The following is a 22,134-nucleotide window of genomic DNA, read 5'->3' on the forward strand; positions in this document are numbered from 1 at the left end:
GACTGAACAATGACGAAGTACACCCTGAAAAATATCACCCGAGCTTCCGGCGGTTTTGCCATGCTGGCAGTCGATCAGCGCGAAGCTATGCGCTTAATGTTTGCCGCAGCAGGCGCAAAATCTCCGGTTAGTGACAGCGTACTGACTGATTTCAAAGTCAATGCGGCGAAGATCTTGTCCCCTTATGCCTCCGCCATTCTGGTGGATCAGCAGTTCTGCTACCGCCAGGTTGTAGAGCAAAACGCGGTCGCCAAAAGCTGCGCCATGATTGTGGCCGCTGATGAGTTCATACCGGGTAACGGTATTCCTGTCGATAGCGTAGTGATTGATAAAAAAATCAACCCGCAGGCGGTGAAGCAAGATGGCGCCAAGGCCCTCAAACTGCTGGTGCTGTGGCGTAGCGATGAAGATGCCCAACAGCGTCTGGACATGGTGAAAGAATTTAATGAGCTATGCCATTCCAATGGACTGCTGAGCATCATCGAGCCGGTGGTTCGCCCACCGCGTCGTGGCGATAAGTTCGATCGCGAACAGGCCATTATCGATGCCGCAAAAGAACTGGGTGACAGCGGTGCCGATCTCTACAAGGTCGAAATGCCGCTGTACGGCAAAGGAACCCAACAGGAATTGCTTAGCGCTTCTCAGCGCCTGAATGAAAACATCAACATGCCGTGGGTCATTCTTTCCTCTGGTGTGGATGAAAAACTGTTCCCACGCGCGGTCAGCGTAGCAATGACCGCAGGCGCATCCGGCTTCCTGGCCGGACGTGCGGTCTGGTCATCCGTTGTGGGTCTGCCGGATACCGAACTGATGCTGCGTGATGTTTCCGCACCGAAGTTGCAGCGTCTGGGCGATATCGTCGACGAAATGATGACCCGCCGCTAATAGAGGATCAAAGCATGAAATGGTTTAACACCCTAAGCCACAACCGCTGGCTGGAACAGGAAACCGACCGCATCTTTAACTTTGGTAAAAATGCGGCTGTCCCTACTGGATTTGGCTGGCTGGGAAACAGTGGTCAGGTCAGAACGGATATGGGAACACATCTGTGGATCACCGCCCGCATGCTGCACGTCTATTCCGTTGCCGCCTCCATGGGTCGCCCAGGTGCATATCAACTCGTCGACCACGGCATTAAGGCGCTGAACGGCGCGCTACGCGACACACGCTACGGCGGTTGGTACGCCTGCGTCAATGACGAAGGCGTGATGGATGCCTCCAAGCAGGGTTATCAGCATTTCTTCGTTTTACTTGGCGCGGCAAGCGCGGTCACTACCGGTCATCCACAGGCCAGAAAATTGCTGGATGACGCCATCGAGGTGATTGAGAAGTACTTCTGGAGCGAAGACGAACAAATGTGCCTGGAATCCTGGGACGAAGCCTTCAGCCAGACGGAAGATTATCGCGGCGGCAACGCTAACATGCACGCGGTCGAGGCTTTCCTGATCGTGTATGACGTTACTCATGACCGTAAATGGCTCGATCGCGCACTGCGTATCGCTTCAGTGATTATTCACGACGTGGCCCGTAGCGGGGAGTACCGCGTCAATGAACACTTCGATTCACAGTGGAATCCAATCCGCGATTACAACAAGGACAACCCAGCTCACCGTTTTCGCGCCTACGGTGGCACGCCGGGTCACTGGATCGAGTGGGGCCGCCTGATGCTGCATCTGCATGCCGCGCTGGAAGCTCGCTTCGAAACACCACCCGCCTGGCTGCTGGAAGATGCAAAAGGGCTTTTCCACGCCACTATCCGCGATGCCTGGGCACCGGACGGCGCAGACGGTTTTGTCTATTCGGTGGATTGGGACGGCACACCGATCGTTCGCGAAAGAGTGCGTTGGCCGATAGTCGAAGCGATGGGCACCGCCTACGCCCTGTACACCCTCACAGGCGACAGCCAGTACGAAGCCTGGTACCAGAAATGGTGGGATTACTGCATCACTTACCTGATGGATTACGAGACCGGTTCATGGTGGCAGGAGCTGGACACCGATAACAAGGTGACCACCAAAGTCTGGGACGGCAAGCAGGACATTTATCACCTGCTGCACTGCCTGGTGATCCCGCGTCTGCCGCTGGCTCCGGGTCTTGCTCCGGCTGTTGCCGCCGGTCTGCTGGATATCAACGCTAAATAAGTAACAAGGTGGGCTGCCATGCATAGCGGTGGAAAAACCCTTCATCTTCAGGCCGGACACTACCAGGCGAAAATCGTCACGGTTGGCGCTGGGCTAGCAGAATTGACGCACCGTGGGCGTCATATCGTTATTCCCCACAAACCGGAAGAAATGCCGCTGGCACATTTGGGGAAAGTGTTAATCCCCTGGCCAAACCGCGTTGTAGATGGCAGCTATCACTATAACGGCAAGGATTACCAGCTTGCCGTTAACGACTCAGTTTCACATACCGCTATTCATGGGTTACTGGCCTGGCGGGACTGGCAGATTAACCAGCAGTCGGCATCGGAAGTGTCGCTGACGATTTTTCTGCCGCCTTCTTATGGTTATCCCTTCTCGCTGGTTTCAGAGGTGATTTACCGACTGGAGGCAACCCGTGGACTGCACGTTTTTATTTGCACACAGAATGTGGGTGACGAAATCGCGCCGTATGGCGCGGGAGCACATCCCTATTTGACCTGCAATCTGCAACCCATTGATGACTGTGAATTGACGCTCCCGGCGAGTGAAGGAGCATGCGATGAACGATATTTCACCACGCCGCAACGCATTGCGCAGACCGCTATCGATCATACGTTCAGGACTTTGCCACCTGGCGCTGAGTGGGAAGTCAGGATGACCAGCCCAGCGCAAAACATGTCCACTTTTTTACGCAGCCACCAGCCCTGGCTGCAAGTGTATACCGGCGAAAAATTAGCAAGGCGCGGCCTGGCGGTTGAACCGATGACCTGCCCGCCAGACGCCTTTAACTCCGGAATTAGCCTGATTCATCTCGCGCCCGGAGAACAACATCAGATGCATTTTTTAATCGGCAGTGAATAACAGATTTCCGACAAATTACCGAATTACCCTATTTTTACGGAGACGATAATGAATTCGCTACAACAACGGTCAACCGCCTTAGAACTCACATCATTACCTGATGGATTTGCTCTAACGTACCACCAGCGCCTGATTTTACGCCACAGTACAGAAACTCCCTGCCTGTGGATCGGCGCGGGCGTTGCCGATATCGATATGTTTCGCGGCAACTTCAGTATTAAAGACAAGCTCAATGAGAAAATTGCCCTGACCGACGCCACGGTCAGCGAGTCGCCTGACGGCTGGCGGGTGTATTTCAGCCGCGGTGATACCATCAACGCCACGCTGCATATTTCCACCGATGAACAGGGTCGTCTGAAGCTGGATCTGCACAACGGCGATCTCAGCCATAACCGCATCTGGCTGCGTCTGGCCGCAAGGGCGGACGATCATATCTACGGCTGCGGCGAACAGTTCTCTTACTTCGACTTACGCGGGAAGCCGTTCCCGCTGTGGACCAGCGAACAGGGCGTGGGCCGAAACAAAAACAGCTATGTCACCTGGCAAGCCGACTGTAAAGAGAACGCCGGCGGCGACTACTACTGGACCTTCTTCCCACAGCCGACCTTCGTCAGCACGCAGAAGTACTACTGCCACGTTGATAACAGTTGCTATATGAATTTCGACTTCAGCGCGCCGGGGTATCACGAACTGGCGCTGTGGGAGGACAAAACCACCCTGCGCTTTGAGTGCGCTGATACCTACATCTCCTTGCTGGAAAAACTGACCGCGCTGCTGGGTCGTCAGCCGGAGCTGCCGGACTGGATCTACGATGGCGTCACGCTCGGTATTCAGGGCGGTACTGAGGTTTGCCAGAGCAAACTGGACACCATGCGTAACGCTGGCGTGAAGGTAAACGGCATCTGGGCGCAGGACTGGTCCGGGATCCGCATGACCTCCTTTGGCAAGCGCGTGATGTGGAACTGGAAGTGGAACAGCGACAATTATCCGCAGTTGGATAGCCGTATTAAGCAGTGGAAAGAAGAGGGCGTGCAGTTCCTCTCCTACATCAACCCGTACGTCGCCAGCGATAAAGATCTCTGTGCCGAAGCGGCCAAACACGGTTATCTGGCGAAAGATGCATCCGGCGGCGATTACCTCGTAGAGTTTGGCGAGTTTTACGGCGGTGTGGTCGATCTGACCAACCCGGAAGCCTACGACTGGTTCAAAGAGGTCATCAAGAAAAATATGATCGAACTGGGCTGCGGCGGCTGGATGGCAGATTTTGGCGAATACCTGCCGACAGATACGTATCTGCACAACGGCGTCAGCGCCGAGATCATGCACAACGCCTGGCCCGCACTGTGGGCGAAATGTAACTACGAAGCGCTACAGGAGACCGGCAAACTCGGCGAGATCCTGTTCTTTATGCGTGCGGGTTACACCGGTAGCCAGAAGTACTCCACCATGATGTGGGCAGGCGATCAGAACGTGGACTGGAGCCTTGACGACGGTCTGGCTTCCGTCGTTCCTGCGGCGCTGTCTCTGGCGATGACCGGCCACGGTCTGCACCACAGCGATATCGGCGGCTACACCACCCTGTTTGACATGAAACGCAGCAAAGAACTGCTGCTGCGCTGGTGCGACTTCAGCGCCTTCACGCCGATGATGCGCACCCACGAAGGTAACCGCCCTGGCGATAACTGGCAGTTTGATGGTGATGCTGAAACCATCGCCCACTTTGCCCGCATGACCACCGTCTTTACCACCCTGAAACCGTATCTGAAACAGGCCGTCGCGCAAAACAGCGCTACCGGTCTGCCGGTGATGCGCCCGCTGTTCCTGCATTACGAAGACGATGCACACACCTACACCCTGAAATATCAGTACCTGCTGGGACAGGATCTGCTGGTTGCGCCGGTTCACGAACAAGGCAAGCCTGACTGGACCCTGTATCTGCCGGAGGATAGCTGGGTAAATATCTGGACCGGGGAAACTTACCAGGGCGGTGACATCACCGTGGATGCGCCAATTGGCAAGCCTCCGGTGTTTTATCGCGCGAAGAGTGAGTGGGCGTCACTGTTTGCCACGTTACGCAACATCTAATACGGCTCGCCCGTGGGGAAACTCACGGGCACATGGAGAATAATAATGAGTCAGAATTCCTCTAATCCGGCAACCCTACGCTTGCCGTTCAAAGAAAAACTCGCCTATGGGATGGGTGATTTGGGTTCCAATATCCTGCTGGACATTGGCACGCTCTATTTACTCAAGTTTTATACCGATGTCCTTGGTTTACCGGGAACTTACGGCGGTATCATTTTCCTTATTGCCAAGTTTTTTACCGCGTTTACCGATATGGGCACCGGGATTATGCTCGACTCGCGACGCAAAATCGGTCCGAAAGGTAAATTCCGCCCGTTCGTTCTGTATGCCGCATTTCCGGTAACCCTGCTGGCGATTGCGAATTTTGTCGGTACACCATTTGAAGTCACCGGCAAAACGGTGATGGCGACGATACTGTTTATGCTGTACGGACTGTTTTTCAGCATGATGAACTGCTCTTACGGTGCGATGGTTCCCGCGATCACCAAAAACCCGGACGAACGCGCCTCTCTGGCGGCCTGGCGACAGGGCGGAGCCACTCTTGGCCTGCTGCTGTGCACCGTCGGTTTTGTGCCAGTGATGAACCTGATCGAAGGCAACTCACAGTTGGGCTATATCTTCGCCGCCACCTTGTTCTCTCTGTTCGGCCTGCTGTTTATGTGGCTGTGCTATGCCGGGGTAAAAGAACGCTATGTGGAAGTGAAACCCGTTGATGCCACGCAAAAACCGGGATTATTACAATCATTCCGCGCCATCGCGGGTAACCGTCCACTGTTTATTCTGTGCGTGGCCAACCTTTGCACGCTTGGCGCGTTTAACGTCAAGCTGGCGATTCAGGTCTATTACACCCAGTACGTACTGAACGACCCGATCCTCCTTTCGTGGATGGGCTTTTTCAGCATGGGCTGTATCTTCATCGGCGTGTTCTTAATGCCGGGAATGGTCAGACGTTTCGGCAAGAAAAAGGTCTACATCGGCGGCCTGCTGATTTGGGTCGCGGGTGATCTGCTTAACTACTTCTTTGGCGGCGGCTCAGTCAGTTTTGTTGCCTTCTCCTGCCTGGCGTTCTTCGGCTCAGCATTCGTCAACAGCCTGAACTGGGCGCTGGTCTCCGACACGGTGGAATATGGCGAATGGCGTACCGGCGTGCGTTCGGAAGGGACGGTGTACACCGGATTTACCTTCTTCCGTAAAGTGTCACAAGCGCTGGCGGGATTCTTCCCTGGCTGGATGCTGACGCAAATCGGCTATGTCCCCAACGTGGTGCAATCTGCCAGTACGGTCGAAGGATTGCGTCAGCTGATCTTTATTTATCCCTGCGCGTTGGCGGTGATCACCATTGTAGCTATGGGCTGTTTCTACAACCTTAACGAGAAGATGTATGTCCGCATCGTTGAAGAGATAGAAGCGCGTAAACAAACCGTTTGATAATAATAATGAATAGCGCTCTACGGGGCGCTATTGAGGAGCGATTATGTCTTTTCATGATCCGCTAACGCTAAAACTGAGCCTGCGTGAAAAATTCGCCTACGGAGTGGGTGACTTCGGCTCAAATTTGATGCTGTGTATCGGCACGCTGTATCTGCTTAAATTTTATACCGATGAACTAGGGATGCCGGCGTATTACGGTGGGATTATCTTTTTGGTGGCGAAGTTCTTCACCGCCTTCACTGATATGTTGACCGGTGTATTGCTGGACTCAAGGCGTAATATTGGCGCAAAGGGGAAATTCAGACCCTTTATTTTGTATGCGTCATTTCCTGTCGCCGTCGTCGCCAGCGCGCAGTTTTTAGCGACAGGCTTTACGCTGACGGTGAAAACCGGGCTGGCGACGGTGTTGTTCATGCTGTTCGGCCTGTTCTATAGCCTGATGAACTGCTCCTACGGCGCGATGGTGCCTGCAATTACTAAAAATCCGCATGAGCGCGCTCAGCTCGCCGCCTGGCGTCAGGGCGGCGCTACCGTAGGCCTGTTACTGTGTACCGTTGGCTTTATGCCAATTCAGGCGCTATTTGTCAGTTCGCCTTCGCTGGGTTATCTGATTGCCGCACTGATCTTCTCCGTCTGCGGGTTATTCAGCATGTGGTGGTGCTTTAGCGGTGTGAAGGAACGCTATATCGAAATCGTACCGGACCATCATAAGCCCAGTATTCTCAAGTCGTTTTGCGCCATTTTCCGTAACCCTCCGCTGCTGGTGCTGTGTATTGCCAACCTGTGCACGCTGGCGGCATTCAACATTAAGCTGGCAATCCAGGTGTATTACACCCAGTACGTGCTCAACGATATCCACCTGCTCTCCTGGATGGGGTTTTTCAGCATGGGGTGCATTCTGCTTGGGGTACTGCTGGTGCCCACAGCTGTAAAACGCTTCGGTAAAAAACAGGTTTACCTCGGCGGTCTGGCGCTATGGGCAATCGGCGATGTGCTGAACTTTTTCTGGGGCAGTACGTCATTTTTATTCGTAACGTTTTCCTGCATGGCCTTCTTCGGAACCGCTTTTGTTAACAGCCTGAACTGGGCGCTGGTTCCGGATACGGTCGATTATGGCGAATGGAAGACGGGGATCCGTGCGGAAGGCTCGGTATATACGGGTTATACCTTTTCTCGCAAAATTTCCGCGGCGCTCGCAGGCTTCCTGCCAGGTATTATGCTGACGCAAATCGGTTATATCCCCAACATCGCCCAGAGTGATGCAACCCTGCTTGGTTTGCGTCAGCTTATTTTTCTCTGGCCCTGCGGGCTGGCAATTATTGCGGCAATCACGATGGGCTTCTTTTATAAACTCAGCGAAGCCCGTTTTGCTTTTATTATTGAGGAAATCAGCCAACGGAAGAAAAATAACATTCAACCAGAACGCATTAGCCATAAAAAGAAAACCTCTGCTGTAAACGTATAAAAATGATTGCCGCTTATTCCATCTTAATGGATGGCGGCCTCCCTACGCTTAAAAAATGGATTTATCATGAAAAAATTAAATACAATAATTCTCTTATCCTCTGTTGTTTCCACTTCTGTTTTTGCGGGTGCCTATATCGAGAACCGCGAAGCATATAATCTGGCTTCCGATCAGATAGAAGTGATGATGCGCGTCGGCTATAACTCCGATATGGGCGCGGGCATCATGCTCACCAACACCTACACTATGCAACGCAAGGATGAGTTAAAACACGGCTATAACGAAATTGAAGGCTGGTATCCGTTATTTAAACCGACAGATAAATTAACCATCCAGCCCGGCGGGCTAATAAACGATAAGAGTACTGGTTCCGGTGGTGCTGCTTATCTGGATGTTAACTATAAATTTACCCCATGGTTTAATCTTACCGTACGTAACCGATATAACCATAATAACTACAGTTCAACCGACCTGAACGGTGACCTGGATAATAATGATACCTATGAAATAGGCAATTACTGGAACTTTGCCATTACCGATAAATTTTCCTATACCTTTGAACCGCACTATTTTATGCGCGTCAATGATTTCAATAGCAGCAATGGAAAAGATCATCACTGGGAAATTACCAATACCTTTAAGTATCGGATCAATGAACACTGGTTGCCCTACCTGGAATTACGCTGGTTAGATCGCAATGTTGAACCTTATCATCGCGAACAAAACCAGATTCGTGTTGGGGCAAAGTATTTCTTCTGATACTGCTGATGATAAAAAAAGCCGCTGATTATCAGCGGCTTTTACTTGCAGGGTGGTGCTTACGCTTACCCGGCCTACGGATTGTCCGTATTACTCTTCTTTCGCGCCACGCATTGCACGGCGACGATCGTTTTCAGTCAGGTGACGCTTACGGATACGGATAGAGGTTGGGGTAACTTCTACCAGTTCGTCGTCATCGATGAATTCCAGAGCCTGCTCCAGAGTCATCTTAACCGGCGGAACCAGAACCGTTGCTTCGTCAGTACCGGACGCACGCATGTTGGTCAGTTTCTTACCGGTCAGGCAGTTTACCGTCAGGTCGTTAGAGCGGCTGTGAATACCGATGATCTGGCCTTCGTAAACTTCAGCACCGTGACCCAGGAACAGCTTACCGCGGTCCTGCAGGCTGAACAGTGCGAACGCAACTGCTTTACCCTGGCCGTTGGAGATCAGTACGCCGTTCTGACGCTGACCCACATCACCCGCACGAACGTCGTCGTAGTGGCTGAAGGTGGAGTACAGCAGACCGGTACCGGAAGTCATGGTCATGAATTCTGAACGGAAGCCGATCAGGCCACGGCTTGGGATCACGTAGTCAAGACGTACGCGGCCTTTGCCATCTGGATTCATGTTTTTCAGGTCGCCTTTACGCTCACCCAGAGCCTGCATGACAGAACCCTGATGCTGCTCTTCGACGTCCAGCGTTACGTTTTCGAACGGCTCTTGTTTACGGCCATCGATTTCGCGGAAGATAACTTTCGGACGGGAAACCGCCATTTCGAAACCTTCACGACGCATGTTTTCAATCAGAACAGACAGGTGCAGCTCACCACGACCGGATACACGGAACGCATCCGCATCTTCGGTTTCTTCAACGCGCAGCGCAACGTTGTGCACCAGCTCTTTGTTCAGGCGATCAAGGATCTGACGAGAGGTAACATATTTACCTTCTTTACCACAGAACGGAGAAGTGTTTACGCAGAAGAACATGGTTACGGTCGGTTCATCAACGGACAGAGCCGGCAGCGCTTCGACGTTCTGCGGGTCGCAGATGGTGTCGGAGATGTTCAGTTCGCCCAGACCGGTGATCGCGATGATATCGCCTGCTTCGGCAATATCGCTCTCGATACGTTCCAGACCCAGATGAGTCAGGACTTTACCGACTTTACCGTTACGGGTTTTGCCTTCGCTATCAATGATAGTGATCTGCTGGTTCGGTTTAACTTTACCGCGTTTAATGCGGCCGATGCCGATTACGCCAACGTAGTTGTTGTAGTCCAGCTGGGAGATTTGCATCTGCAGCGGGCCATCAAGGTCTACGTTCGGAGCCGGTACGCGATCAACGATGGTCTGATACAGCGGAGTCATGTCTTCAGCCATATCTTCGTGATCCAGACCTGCGATACCGTTCAGCGCGGAAGCGTAAACGATCGGGAAGTCCAGCTGTTCGTCGGTAGCGTCGAGGTTAACGAACAGGTCGAATACCTGATCAACAACCCAGTCAGGACGCGCGCCAGGACGGTCAACTTTGTTGATAACAACAATTGGCTTCAGGCCATGGGCAAAGGCTTTTTTGGTCACGAAGCGCGTCTGCGGCATCGGACCGTCCATTGCATCCACCACCAGCAGCACGGAGTCGACCATGGACATTACACGTTCAACTTCACCACCGAAGTCGGCGTGCCCCGGGGTATCAACGATGTTGATACGGTAGTCATTCCATTTGATAGCGGTGTTTTTAGCGAGGATGGTAATCCCACGCTCTTTCTCCAAATCGTTGGAGTCCATCACGCGCTCTTGGGTTTCAGCACGTGCATCGAACGTACCGGATTGTTGGAGCAGCTTGTCTACCAGGGTCGTTTTACCATGGTCTACGTGCGCGATGATGGCGATGTTACGCAAATTTTCGATCACAACTTTGCCTCAGGCATTTTAGAAATAGCGCGTTATTGTACACGGATTAATCGCAGTACAAAACAGGATCACAAACATCCTCCGCAAACAAGTATTGCAGAGTTTCTTTGTGATCACATTCACGGAGCGTTAAAAGGGGTAATCTGACATGCTTTGCACCAATATGGTGCTTAATGTTCACATTAAAGCACTATAATGGTGCAATACAACCTTCATGGTGCAGCCCCTTTGCACGATGGTGCGCATGATAACGCCTTTTAGGGGCAATTTAAAAGTTGGCACAGATTTCGCTTTATATTTTTTACGGCGACACGGCCAATTTTTGCAGAATTGAAGACTTCGTTACCACGACGACCACGACCAATCCGGGAGAGTAAGTATGTCCGCTGAACACGTTTTGACGATGCTGAATGAACACGAAGTGAAGTTTGTTGATTTGCGCTTCACCGATACCAAAGGTAAAGAACAGCACGTCACTATTCCTGCTCACCAGGTAAATGCCGAATTCTTTGAAGAAGGCAAAATGTTTGACGGCTCCTCAATCGGTGGCTGGAAAGGCATTAACGAATCAGACATGGTTCTGATGCCAGATGCGTCGACTGCACTCATCGACCCGTTCTTTGAAGAGTCAACCCTGATCATCCGTTGCGATATCCTGGAACCCGGCACGCTGCAGGGCTATGACCGCGACCCGCGCTCCATCGCAAAACGCGCTGAAGAGTATCTGCGTTCCACCGGCATCGCAGACACCGTTCTGTTCGGGCCAGAGCCAGAATTCTTCCTGTTTGACGACATCCGTTTCGGCGCGTCTATTTCCGGTTCCCACGTGGCTATCGATGACATCGAAGGCGCATGGAACTCCTCCACCAAATACGAAGGTGGTAACAAAGGTCACCGTCCTGGTGTGAAAGGCGGTTACTTCCCGGTTCCTCCGGTAGATTCTTCTCAGGACATCCGTTCTACCATGTGTCTGATCATGGAAGAGATGGGTCTGGTTGTTGAAGCGCACCACCATGAAGTGGCGACCGCTGGCCAGAACGAAATCGCGACCCGCTTTAACACCATGACTAAAAAAGCGGACGAAATTCAGATCTACAAATATGTGGTTCACAACGTTGCGCACCGTTTCGGTAAAACTGCGACCTTTATGCCAAAACCTATGTTTGGCGATAACGGTTCCGGCATGCACTGCCACATGTCCCTGTCCAAGAACGGCGTAAACCTGTTCTCTGGCGACAAATATGCGGGTCTGTCTGAGCAGGCGCTGTTCTACATCGGCGGCGTAATCAAACACGCTAAAGCGATCAACGCCCTGGCGAACCCGACCACCAACTCCTACAAGCGTCTGGTCCCAGGCTACGAAGCGCCGGTTATGCTGGCTTACTCTGCCCGTAACCGTTCTGCTTCTATCCGTATTCCGGTTGTTGCTTCCCCGAAAGCGCGTCGTATTGAAGTGCGCTTCCCGGACCCAGCTGCTAACCCGTATCTGTGCTTCGCTGCACTGCTGATGGCCGGTCTTGACGGTATCAAGAACAAGATCCACCCGGGCGAAGCCATGGACAAAAACCTGTATGACCTGCCGCCGGAAGAAGCGAAAGAAATCCCACAGGTTGCTGGTTCTCTGGAAGAAGCACTGAAAGAACTGGATCTGGATCGCGAGTTCCTGACCGCAGGCGGCGTGTTCACCAATGAAGCGATCGATGCGTACATTGCGCTGCGTCGCGAAGAAGATGACCGTGTGCGTATGACTCCGCACCCGGTAGAGTTTGAGCTGTACTACAGCGTTTAATCGTTTGAGTTGCCGTGGAACTTTTAGCCTGCTCAGGCAGGCTTGAGATCGATGGCGAATGATAGGATGCCTGATGGCGCAAGCTTATCAGGCCTACCGGTAACATCACCTTGTAGGCCGGATAAGGTAAAGCCGCCATCCGGCATCTGCGTTTGCCAGTCATCTGTAGCCCATCCCAGGATGGGCTTTTTTCTCCACTAACAACCTGCTTTCTCGCGCTTTTTATGCGTAAAAAGCTATAATGCACTAAATTGGTGCAATACTTTTCAGGAGACTGCTGAATGGCAACCGGCACGCTGCCCGATGCTGGGCAGATCCTTAATTCGTTAATCAACAGCATTTTACTCGTCGACGATGAGCTGGCGGTGCATTACGCCAACCCGGCTGCGCAACAGCTGCTCGCCCAAAGCTCCCGCAAACTGTTTGGTACACCGCTTCCCGATCTGTTGAGTTATTTCTCCTTAAACATCGGACTGATGCGAGAGAGCCTGGAAGCAGGCCAGGGCTTTACGGATAACGAAGTGACGCTGGTGATAGACAGCCACTCACATATCCTCTCAGTGACCGCTCAGAGGCTGCCTGATGGCCTTATCCTGCTGGAGATGGCGCCAATGGATAACCAGCGTCGTCTGAGTCAGGAGCAGCTCCAGCACGCCCAGCAGATTGCCGCCCGCGATCTGGTACGTGGTCTGGCACACGAAATTAAAAACCCGTTGGGCGGCCTGCGCGGGGCGGCGCAACTTCTCAGCAAAGCGCTTCCGGATCCGGCGTTGACTGAATATACCAAAGTCATTATTGAGCAGGCCGACCGCCTGCGTAATCTGGTTGATCGCCTGCTGGGACCGCAACAGCCAGGTATGCATGTCACGGAAAGTATTCACAAGGTGGCGGAGCGTGTGGTGGCGCTGGTCTCAATGGAGCTCCCGGAAAACGTCACGCTGATTCGTGATTACGACCCTAGCCTGCCAGAACTGCTGCACGATCCGGATCAGATAGAACAAGTTCTGCTGAATATCGTGCGTAATGCTCTACAGGCGCTGGGACCGGAAGGCGGAGAGATCATTCTGCGTACCCGCACCGCGTTTCAGCTCACGCTGCACGGCGTACGTTATCGCCTGGCGGCACGGATTGATGTTGAGGATAACGGTCCGGGTATTCCCTCGCATTTGCAGGACACGCTGTTCTACCCAATGGTCAGCGGTCGCGAAGGCGGTACCGGCCTTGGATTATCCATCGCCCGTAATTTGATTGATCAACATTCCGGCAAAATTGAATTTACCAGCTGGCCGGGTCATACCGAGTTCTCGGTTTACCTGCCTATCAGGAAATAAAGGTGACGTTTATGCAACGAGGAATAGTCTGGGTAGTTGATGACGATAGTTCCATCCGTTGGGTGCTTGAACGTGCGCTCGCAGGGGCAGGACTAAGCTGCACCACATTTGAAAGCGGTAAAGAGGTGCTGGATGCGCTGGCCAGCAAAACGCCTGACGTACTGTTGTCGGATATTCGCATGCCGGGCATGGACGGTCTGACGCTGTTAAAACAGATCAAAGCGCGGCATCCGATGCTTCCGGTCATCATAATGACCGCACACTCCGATCTGGATGCTGCCGTCAGCGCCTACCAGCAAGGGGCGTTTGATTATCTGCCCAAACCTTTTGATATCGATGAAGCCGTGGCGCTGGTCGAACGTGCCATCAGCCATTATCAGGAACAGCAGCAGCCGCGCAATGTTCAGATCAATGGCCCAACAACCGACATCATCGGCGAAGCGCCGGCAATGCAGGACGTCTTTCGCATAATTGGCCGACTGTCCCGATCGTCAATCAGCGTATTGATTAACGGAGAGTCCGGGACCGGTAAAGAGCTGGTCGCCCATGCGTTGCATCGTCATAGCCCGCGCGTCAAAGCGCCATTTATCGCGCTGAACATGGCGGCTATTCCGAAAGATTTGATCGAGTCTGAGCTATTTGGCCACGAAAAAGGGGCGTTTACCGGGGCAAATACCATTCGTCAGGGGCGTTTCGAACAGGCTGATGGCGGCACCCTCTTCCTTGATGAAATTGGCGATATGCCGCTGGACGTACAGACACGTTTGTTGCGCGTATTAGCCGATGGGCAGTTTTACCGCGTTGGCGGATACGCGCCCGTAAAGGTAGATGTTCGAATTATCGCAGCCACCCACCAGAATCTGGAACTGCGCGTGCAGGAAGGCAAATTCCGTGAGGATTTATTCCACCGTCTGAACGTAATTCGCGTCCATTTGCCCCCGCTGCGTGAGCGCAGGGAAGATATCCCCCGTCTGGCACGTCATTTCCTGCAGGAAGCCGCCCGCGAGTTGGGTGTGGAAGCCAAGCAACTCCACCCTGAAACCGAAGCGGCGCTTACGCGTCTGGCCTGGCCGGGTAACGTACGTCAGCTTGAGAACACCTGTCGCTGGTTAACCGTCATGGCCGCCGGCCAGGAAGTACTGATTCAGGACTTACCGGCCGAACTGTTTGAAGCCAGCGTGCCCAATGCGCCTTCACACATGCAGCCGGACAGCTGGGCAACCCTGTTGGCACAGTGGGCAGACCGAGCCTTGCGTTCCGGTCATCAAAACCTGCTTTCTGAGGCTCAACCGGAAATGGAGCGCACGCTGTTGACCACCGCGCTACGTCATACCCAGGGACATAAACAGGAAGCAGCGCGCTTGCTCGGCTGGGGGCGTAATACCTTGACGCGCAAGTTAAAAGAACTCGGAATGGAGTGACGATTCATCACTGTGTAAAGATTGATCATTGAGCGCAAATTGCTGCTATTTTGCGCTTTACTGTTCCGATGAGTTAAGTATGATCGTGCCCGGCAAATGGGGGGAAGTCATCATGCTGGAATCAATGATTAATCTGCTGTCGAGCGGCTCAGTCGACAGCCACACGCCACAAACTGCGGTTGCCGCAGTGCTGTGTGCGGCGCTGGTTGGGCTGTTCAGCTGAAGGTGCGCCGGATGGCGCTAACGCTTATCCGGCCTACAGATTATCGCGACGTGTAGGCCCGGTAAGCGTAGCGCCACCGGGCAACCCGGTTAAATGACGCGGGAGAACTGCTGCATGCGTGCTTTCTGGCGCAGATATGCATCAAAGCACATACAAATATTACGAATTAGCAGGCGCCCCTTCGGTGTAACCTGAATCCCATTCTCATCCACATCCACCAGCCCATCTTTCGCCAGTGGCGCCAGCAGTTTCAGGTCTTCAGCAAAATAGTCAGCGAAGTTCAGATCCCATTGCTGTTCCACGGCAGCATAGTCGAGGCGGAAGTTGCAGATCAAAAGCTTAATAACATCCCGACGAATGCAGTCGTCGCGGGTCAGCGTAATTCCGCGCCACAGTGCGTTACCTTGCTCGTCGACCTGCTGGTAATAGTGCTTCAGCTCTTTCTGGTTCTGCGCGTAGTTGTCGCCAATCATGCTAATGGCCGATACGCCCATCCCCAGTAAATCAGTATCGCCCTGGGTGGTATAACCCTGGAAATTACGATGCAGCACGCCTTTGCGTTGAGCAATGGCCAGTTCATCATCCGGGCGGGCAAAGTGATCCATGCCAATGAACTGATAGCCGGCGTCGGTCAGTGAAGAGATGGTCTCCTGCAGAATATCCAGCTTCTGCTGCGCGCTGGGCAGGTCAGCATCTTTGATCTTGCGCTGGGCTGCGAAAAGCGTTGGCAGATGCGCGTAGTTAAAGACGCTCAGACGGTCTGGATTCAGCTCAGACACGCGTTTCAGGGTGAAGGCGAAGCTTTCCGGCGTCTGTTTTGGCAGGCCATAAATCAGATCAATATTTGTTGAGGTGAAACCGATCTCACGCGCATGGTTAAGTAGCGCAAAGATAAACGCCTCGTCCTGCTCACGGTTCACCAGGCGCTGAACTTCTTTGTTGAAGTCCTGCACCCCCATGCTCAGGCGGTTAAAACCTTCAGCGCGTAAATGATCGAGCACATCCAGCTCAATTTCGCGCGGATCAACTTCGATCGAGATTTCGGCATCATCGTTAAAGTTGAAGTTACCACGCAGCAGCGACATCAAACGGCTGATTTGCGCTTTATTTAAGTAAGTTGGCGTGCCGCCACCCCAGTGTAGCTGGCTGACATGCCGTCCAGAAAACAACGGTGCGCGGTGAATAATTTCTTGTTCCAGGGCATCGAGGTATTGATCGGCTTTATGCTGCTGACGGGTCACAATCTTATTGCAGCCACAGAAGTAACACAGTTTATGGCAGAACGGGATGTGAACGTATAACGAAAGTGGGCGCTCAGGATAACGCGCCACGGCGTGTAAAAACGCTTCTGCACCGTAGTCTTCAGAGAACTCCAGCGCGGTCGGGTACGAGGTATATCGTGGCCCGGAATAGTTATATTTCTGGATCAGGGCCAGGTCCCAGTCTATTAGCTGTTCAGACATGCTCACTCCTTCCGATGGCGTCTCTGGCGGGTACGGCGTACCGGCTTAACCCCAGTGCGGGTGCAAAGCCGGTTGCGCAGCCACTTCTGTCGCCGCGACAACCGCTGTAGTTTAACGAATAACCACACCAGATAACATATAACCGGAAGGGTTATAAGCAGGACGGGAAGACCCACGGTGTAAAACCGTTAGTTGCCACCTTTCAGCAGGCGCATCATGTCTTCCTGCTTTTCTTCCTCATCCTCTTCTTCCTCGTCATCGTAAGAAAGACCTAACTTTTGCATCAGCTCGTCGATGCGATCCAGTTTGGCATCAACCCAGGTCTGATCTTCTGTGCTCAGGGTTTCTCCGGCTTCAAGACGCTCCAGCAGCGCATCCAGGCGCTCATCCGTTTCCAGTAAATCCAACTCAGCCTGTGGTGAAAGCATAGGTTTCTCACTTTTCGGTTTGTGCTGTTTGGTGACTTTTTCGGTCACGCCCAATGGAATGGGGGTTTTGCTGCCAATACGAGGATCTTTTTGCTTATTTTGGTTTCCGCCACCAGATGCGCCTTCGCTACCGGACGCACGGCTACCTGCCGCATGACCACGGTGTTTTTTCTGGCGCTTACGGTCGCGAGCTTCCTGGTTAATTTCTTCGCGTGTTTTACGACGCGCTTTTGCAGGACCTTTACCGCGTGGTGTAGAAGTTGGTTTCATCATGATTCGTCTTTGGCTGTTTTATTCAGTATATAATTGCGCCGGAATCTAGCAGAAATAAAGAAAAAAGGCGACAGAGTAATCTGTCGCCTTTTTTCCTGACTCTCAACCCTTACGGGCTCTACAATCCCTGTTGGCTATCAACACACCCTGTTTTTCCCTTAGCCTCTAATATTCCGTGTTGTTTCCATTTCCTTTTACTAACGTCTCCGGACGTTTGTCTTCCTGACAATCCTGTGTCTTCGCCTCCTGGCGCTCCTGACCCTCATCCTGAGTCGTCTATCCTGTCAGCTTCCTCGCTATGGATGCTACTTTACCTTCTTAAGATAAACACACAAGTAAGCCAGGTAACAATTTCAACTTTTCAGAATTCAGCCCAAACGTAATATGCTGATTTACATGATCAATATTATTTTCTACTCTGTTTTCTCGCATAGATACTATCGGCAATGTCTCACAAAGTGCGAGGTTTTGACTTACACATCCCACTCGTCGAAAAACCAGCCTTTTGCTGGTGTTCAGGTATAATCGCTGCAAAGCCTTGATTGATGGAGACGACCACGTTGACTAACTTGAATTATCAACAGACGCATTTTGTGATGAGTGCGCCTGATATTCGCCATTTACCTTCTGATACGGGAATTGAAGTGGCTTTTGCTGGCCGTTCCAACGCAGGCAAATCCAGTGCACTAAATACCCTGACCAATCAAAAGAGTCTGGCGCGTACCTCTAAAACACCAGGCCGTACTCAGCTCATCAACCTGTTTGAAGTTGTGGATGGTAAACGCCTGGTCGATTTGCCAGGTTACGGCTATGCCGAAGTGCCGGAAGAGATGAAACGTAAATGGCAGCGCGCACTGGCCGAATACCTGGAAAAACGCCAGAGCCTGCAGGGTCTGGTGGTATTAATGGATATTCGTCACCCGCTAAAAGATCTCGACCAGCAGATGATCCTGTGGGCTGTTGAGAGCAACGTTCAGGTTCTGGTTCTACTGACTAAAGCAGATAAGCTGGCCAGTGGTGCCCGCAAAGCACAGCTGAATATGGTGCGTGAAGCCGTACTGGCATTTAACGGTGATGTGCAGGTAGAAGCATTTTCATCATTGAAGAAGCTGGGTGTGGACAAACTGCGTCAGAAGCTGGATAGCTGGTTTAGTGAGCTGGCACCGATTGAAGAGATGCAGGACGGGGAGTAGCCCACGGTATTGCCGGATGGCACCGCTGCGCGTCTTATCCGGCCTACAGCATGTACAAAACTTTTCTTTCGCACAATAAAAAACGCCCCAGTCATTACTGACTGGGGCGGCTAAAATATTCAGCCAAATCCGATTACGTGAAGTAAAAGGTCTGAAAGATAGAACATCTTACCTCTGTACCCTACGTGAATAACTTTACTCTTTTTTGAGCAGCTCAGAAAGCATTTTTTGTAATTTTTTTTCATTCCTTACATAGGGAATTCTAATGGACATCACAAAAAGTTCTATCTTATGTTGCTTAGTTACGAAAAAGAGCCGTTATTCAGTAAACCCTTAGTGCGCCTGATCCCAGTTTTCGCCACTACCGACTTCCACCAGCAATGGCACGTCAATCTGGGTCTCGTTTTCCATCAGTTGGTGGATCTTTTTCGAGACGCTTTCGAGGTCATCTTTATGCACTTCAAACACCAGTTCATCGTGTACCTGCATGATCATACGCACACGCGGCTGCTCGGTTTGCAGCCATCCGTCCACGGCAATCATCGCTCGCTTGATAATGTCTGCGGCAGTACCCTGCATCGGGGCGTTAATTGCCGCGCGTTCTGCACCCGCGCGACGAGCGCCATTACTGGACTTAATATCCGGTAAATAGAGACGGCGACCTTCCAGCGTTTCTACATAACCCTGCTCTTTCGCCTGCGCGCGGGTGCGTTCCATATATTCCAACACGCCTGGGTAGCGTTCGAAGTAGAGATCCATGTACTTCTGTGCTTCTTTACGCAGAATATTCAACTGGCGCGCCAGACCGAAAGCACTCATGCCATAGATCAGACCGAAGTTGATGGCTTTTGCACTACGACGCTGTTCGCTGGTCACTGAATCCAGCGGTAAACCAAAAACTTCTGCCGCCGTTGCACGGTGAATATCTTTTCCTTCGGCAAACGCGGTAAGCAGGCCTTTATCGCGCGAGAGATGCGCCATAATACGCAGCTCGATCTGCGAGTAGTCCGCAGAGACAATCACGTAGTCTTCTGGCGCAATAAACGCCTGACGAATACGACGACCTTCATCATTACGTACCGGGATGTTTTGCAGGTTCGGATCGGTTGAAGACAAACGTCCGGTCGCCGTGACAGCCTGGTGATATGAGGTATGCACACGCCCGGTTTTTGGGTTGATCATCAACGGAAGCTTATCCGTGTAGGTCGACTTTAGTTTTGCTAACCCACGATATTCCAGGATAACTTTCGGCAACGGATAATCCAGCGCTAACTCTTCCAGCACCTCTTCCGACGTTGATGGCGCGCCGCCCGGCGTTTTCTTCAGCGGCTTAATACCTTGCTTTTCAAACAGGATAGTTTGCAACTGCTTGGTGGAAGAAAGGTTAAACGCTTCTCCGGCAATCTCGTGTGCTTTTTGCTCCAGCTCGCTCAAACGCAGCGTCAGCTCTTCTGAATGCTTGTGCAGAACAGCCGGATCGATTTTCACACCGTTGCGCTCAACGCGGGACAGAACCGGAACCAGCGGCATATCGATATTTTCAAAGACGTTCAGTGGCCCTTTATGCTGCTGTAATTCTGGCCACATTTTCAGATGCAGCTGTAGCGTAACGTCGGCGTCTTCCGCAGCGTAACGCCCGGCTTCTTCCAATGCTATCTGGTTAAAGGTCAGCTGGTTTTTGCCTTTTCCAGCGATCTCTTCAAAGGTGATTGTTTTATGTTTCAGCCAGCGGTCCGACAGGCTGTCCATATCGTGTCGGCCAGCGACGCTGTTAAGAATGTAGGATTCGAGCATGGTATCAAAGGTGATGCCACGCAGCTCGATGCCATAGTTTGCCAGGATACCGCGATCGTACTTCAGGTTCTGCCCAACTTTATGCGCGTTCTCATCTTCCAACAGTGGCTTCAGTAACGCCAGCGCACGATCACGAGAAATCTGATCGGGGGCATCCAGGTAATCATGAGCGACAGGAACATACGCAGCCATACCTGGTTCAATAGCAAAGGAGAGGCCAACCAGATTCGCGGAGATGTTATCCAGGCTGTCAGTTTCTGTATCAAAAGCAAAGACGGGGGCTTTTTTCAGCTTTGCAATCCACGCTTCCAGCGTTTCTTCGTCCAGAATCGTCACGTAATTATCGTACGAGAGAACCGTGGCTGGTTGCGCAGGCGTTTCATCGACGACGATGGTTTCCTGCGGTTTTGCCGCCGGTTTTGTTCCTTTCGCCTGTAGCCATTTACCGGCTTCAACGTCGCTAACCCAACGCTTAAATTCATACTGTTTAAACAAGCCAAGCAGTTCTTCTGCTGCCGGCTGACGGACTTCCAGCTGCTCGCAGGTCAACTCCAGCTCAACATCCGTTTTGATGGTAGCCAGCTTATACGAGAGGTACGCCACCTCTTTGTTCTGCTCAAGCTTGCCCGCCATGGTTTTCGCACCACGGAAGGTCAGCCCCGCAATTTTGTCTGATTCAGCATAGAGAGTATCCAGCCCGCCCAGCCCCTGCAGCAGCGCCTGAGCCGTTTTTTCACCCACGCCAGGAACGCCCGGAATATTATCTGAGGAGTCACCCATCAGCGCCAGGAAATCAATGATCAGTTCAGGCGGAACACCGTACTTATTCACGACCTCATCCGGACCAAGGATCGTATTAGTCATAGTGTTGATCAGGGTGATGTTCGGCGTCACCAGCTGAGCCATATCTTTATCGCCGGTGCTAATCAGCACCGGACGCCCCACCTTCTCTGCCTCACGTGCCAGCGTACCGATGACATCGTCCGCTTCCACGCCTGAAACCGCCAGCAATGGCAGCCCCATCGCTTTTACCATCGCATGCAGAGGTTCAATCTGCGCACGTAAATCGTCCGGCATTGGCGGGCGGTGCGACTTGTAGTGTTCGAATAATTCATCACGGAAGGTTTTACCCTTAGCGTCGAATACCACCGCAGCATGCGTAGGCTGATATTGCAGAATCAAGCTACGCAGCATGTTGAGGACGCCATACATCGCACCAGTAGGCTCTCCTGCGCTGTTCGTCAGCGGCGGGAACGCGTGGTATGCGCGATACAGGTAAGATGAACCGTCTACAAGGATAAGTGGGTTTTCTGGGATCTGAACCATAATGTCCGTGCCTGTTTATCAGATTATGGGTAAAGGATGCCACAGACGGGATGAAAACATGAGTTTTTCGCCGCATTTGTCGAAAAACTTTTGCAGATCTTCTGCGTTGCTCGCAAACACGGATGTGGATAACTTTGTGAATAAATAATTTTCAGCTCTTTAAATGTAGCAACAAAATTATCACTTCATAATATTTTTATATAAATTTCAAAACATTAGATAAAGACACAGCATTTT

Annotated in this window: 17 protein-coding genes and 1 pseudogene; 12 read left to right on the forward strand and 6 right to left on the reverse strand. The window is 52.1% G+C overall.

All coding sequences use genetic code 11. The annotated features are described in order from the left end of the window. Positions 1-9: 9 nt before the first annotated feature. The 7 genes from yihT (at position 10) to ompL (ending at position 8,742) form a co-directional block, all read left to right on the forward strand. Positions 10-885 (forward strand): sulfofructosephosphate aldolase, encoded by an 876-nt coding sequence (gene yihT / locus I6L54_RS00690; RefSeq protein WP_040233089.1) that lies wholly within the window; start codon positions 10-12, stop codon positions 883-885. Between the two features lie 14 nt (positions 886-899). After that, a complete protein-coding gene (gene yihS / locus I6L54_RS00695) occupies positions 900-2,141 on the forward strand; it encodes a sulfoquinovose isomerase (protein WP_005121832.1) in 1,242 nt (413 codons plus the stop codon). A gap of 18 nt (positions 2,142-2,159) precedes the next feature. Next, positions 2,160-3,002: an aldose-1-epimerase gene (locus tag I6L54_RS00700; protein WP_040233090.1), complete on the forward strand. Its 843-nt coding sequence runs from the start codon at positions 2,160-2,162 to the stop codon at positions 3,000-3,002. 48 nt (positions 3,003-3,050) lie between these two features. After that, the gene (locus tag I6L54_RS00705) at positions 3,051-5,087 is read left to right on the forward strand and encodes an alpha-glucosidase (RefSeq protein ID WP_040233092.1); all 2,037 of its coding nucleotides are present in this window, start codon (positions 3,051-3,053) and stop codon (positions 5,085-5,087) included. A gap of 45 nt (positions 5,088-5,132) precedes the next feature. After that, positions 5,133-6,515: an MFS transporter gene (locus I6L54_RS00710; protein ID WP_040233093.1), complete on the forward strand. Its 1,383-nt coding sequence runs from the start codon at positions 5,133-5,135 to the stop codon at positions 6,513-6,515. 46 nt (positions 6,516-6,561) lie between these two features. After that, positions 6,562-7,983: an MFS transporter gene (locus I6L54_RS00715; RefSeq protein WP_005121836.1), complete on the forward strand. Its 1,422-nt coding sequence runs from the start codon at positions 6,562-6,564 to the stop codon at positions 7,981-7,983. 66 nt (positions 7,984-8,049) lie between these two features. Then, positions 8,050-8,742, forward strand: coding sequence for a porin OmpL (gene ompL / locus I6L54_RS00720; protein WP_040233095.1), 693 nt, complete (start codon positions 8,050-8,052; stop codon positions 8,740-8,742). Between the two features lie 90 nt (positions 8,743-8,832). Here ompL and typA read toward each other — a convergent pair whose 3' ends face one another. Beyond that, positions 8,833-10,656 carry a ribosome-dependent GTPase TypA gene (gene typA, locus I6L54_RS00725; protein ID WP_003028641.1) on the reverse strand — a complete coding sequence of 608 codons (1,824 nt, stop codon included), beginning with the start codon at positions 10,654-10,656 and terminating at the stop codon, positions 8,833-8,835. A gap of 379 nt (positions 10,657-11,035) precedes the next feature. Between typA and glnA the strand changes: the two genes are divergently transcribed. From glnA to I6L54_RS00745, 4 genes are all read left to right on the forward strand, one after another. After that, on the forward strand, positions 11,036-12,445 hold the full coding sequence (gene glnA, locus I6L54_RS00730; RefSeq protein ID WP_006686119.1) for a glutamate--ammonia ligase: 1,410 nt from the start codon (positions 11,036-11,038) through the stop codon (positions 12,443-12,445). Between the two features lie 281 nt (positions 12,446-12,726). After that, positions 12,727-13,776: a nitrogen regulation protein NR(II) gene (gene glnL, locus I6L54_RS00735; protein ID WP_005121842.1), complete on the forward strand. Its 1,050-nt coding sequence runs from the start codon at positions 12,727-12,729 to the stop codon at positions 13,774-13,776. An 11-nt stretch (positions 13,777-13,787) separates the two neighbouring features. After that, the gene (glnG, locus tag I6L54_RS00740) at positions 13,788-15,197 is read left to right on the forward strand and encodes a nitrogen regulation protein NR(I) (RefSeq protein WP_040233111.1); all 1,410 of its coding nucleotides are present in this window, start codon (positions 13,788-13,790) and stop codon (positions 15,195-15,197) included. Positions 15,198-15,309: 112 nt separating this feature from the next. After that, positions 15,310-15,420: a YshB family small membrane protein gene (locus I6L54_RS00745; RefSeq protein WP_137378399.1), complete on the forward strand. Its 111-nt coding sequence runs from the start codon at positions 15,310-15,312 to the stop codon at positions 15,418-15,420. An 89-nt stretch (positions 15,421-15,509) separates the two neighbouring features. On the opposite strand, the gene hemN is transcribed toward I6L54_RS00745, so the two are convergent. From hemN to I6L54_RS24190, 3 genes and pseudogenes are all read right to left on the reverse strand, one after another. Then, the gene (hemN, locus tag I6L54_RS00750; protein ID WP_005121847.1) at positions 15,510-16,883 is read right to left on the reverse strand and encodes an oxygen-independent coproporphyrinogen III oxidase; all 1,374 of its coding nucleotides are present in this window, start codon (positions 16,881-16,883) and stop codon (positions 15,510-15,512) included. A gap of 188 nt (positions 16,884-17,071) precedes the next feature. Continuing rightward, positions 17,072-17,581 carry a Der GTPase-activating protein YihI gene (gene yihI / locus I6L54_RS00755; RefSeq protein ID WP_005121849.1) on the reverse strand — a complete coding sequence of 170 codons (510 nt, stop codon included), beginning with the start codon at positions 17,579-17,581 and terminating at the stop codon, positions 17,072-17,074. A gap of 168 nt (positions 17,582-17,749) precedes the next feature. After that, positions 17,750-17,884 (reverse strand): annotated as a pseudogene (locus I6L54_RS24190) (hypothetical protein). A gap of 260 nt (positions 17,885-18,144) precedes the next feature. Between I6L54_RS24190 and yihA the strand changes: the two are divergent. Beyond that, positions 18,145-18,777, forward strand: a complete 633-nt coding sequence (yihA, locus tag I6L54_RS00760) for a ribosome biogenesis GTP-binding protein YihA/YsxC (protein ID WP_005121851.1) — start codon at positions 18,145-18,147, stop codon at positions 18,775-18,777. Between the two features lie 119 nt (positions 18,778-18,896). Here the strand turns inward: yihA and spfP are convergent, their stop codons facing one another. Further along, on the reverse strand, positions 18,897-18,944 hold the full coding sequence (gene spfP, locus I6L54_RS24660; protein WP_071892919.1) for a small protein SpfP: 48 nt from the start codon (positions 18,942-18,944) through the stop codon (positions 18,897-18,899). Between the two features lie 166 nt (positions 18,945-19,110). Next, positions 19,111-21,897 carry a DNA polymerase I gene (polA, locus tag I6L54_RS00765; RefSeq protein ID WP_040233100.1) on the reverse strand — a complete coding sequence of 929 codons (2,787 nt, stop codon included), beginning with the start codon at positions 21,895-21,897 and terminating at the stop codon, positions 19,111-19,113. Positions 21,898-22,134 lie beyond the last annotated feature (237 nt).

It is taken from the genome of Citrobacter pasteurii, from assembly GCF_019047765.1.
In the GTDB taxonomy this organism is placed as follows: domain Bacteria; phylum Pseudomonadota; class Gammaproteobacteria; order Enterobacterales; family Enterobacteriaceae; genus Citrobacter; species Citrobacter pasteurii.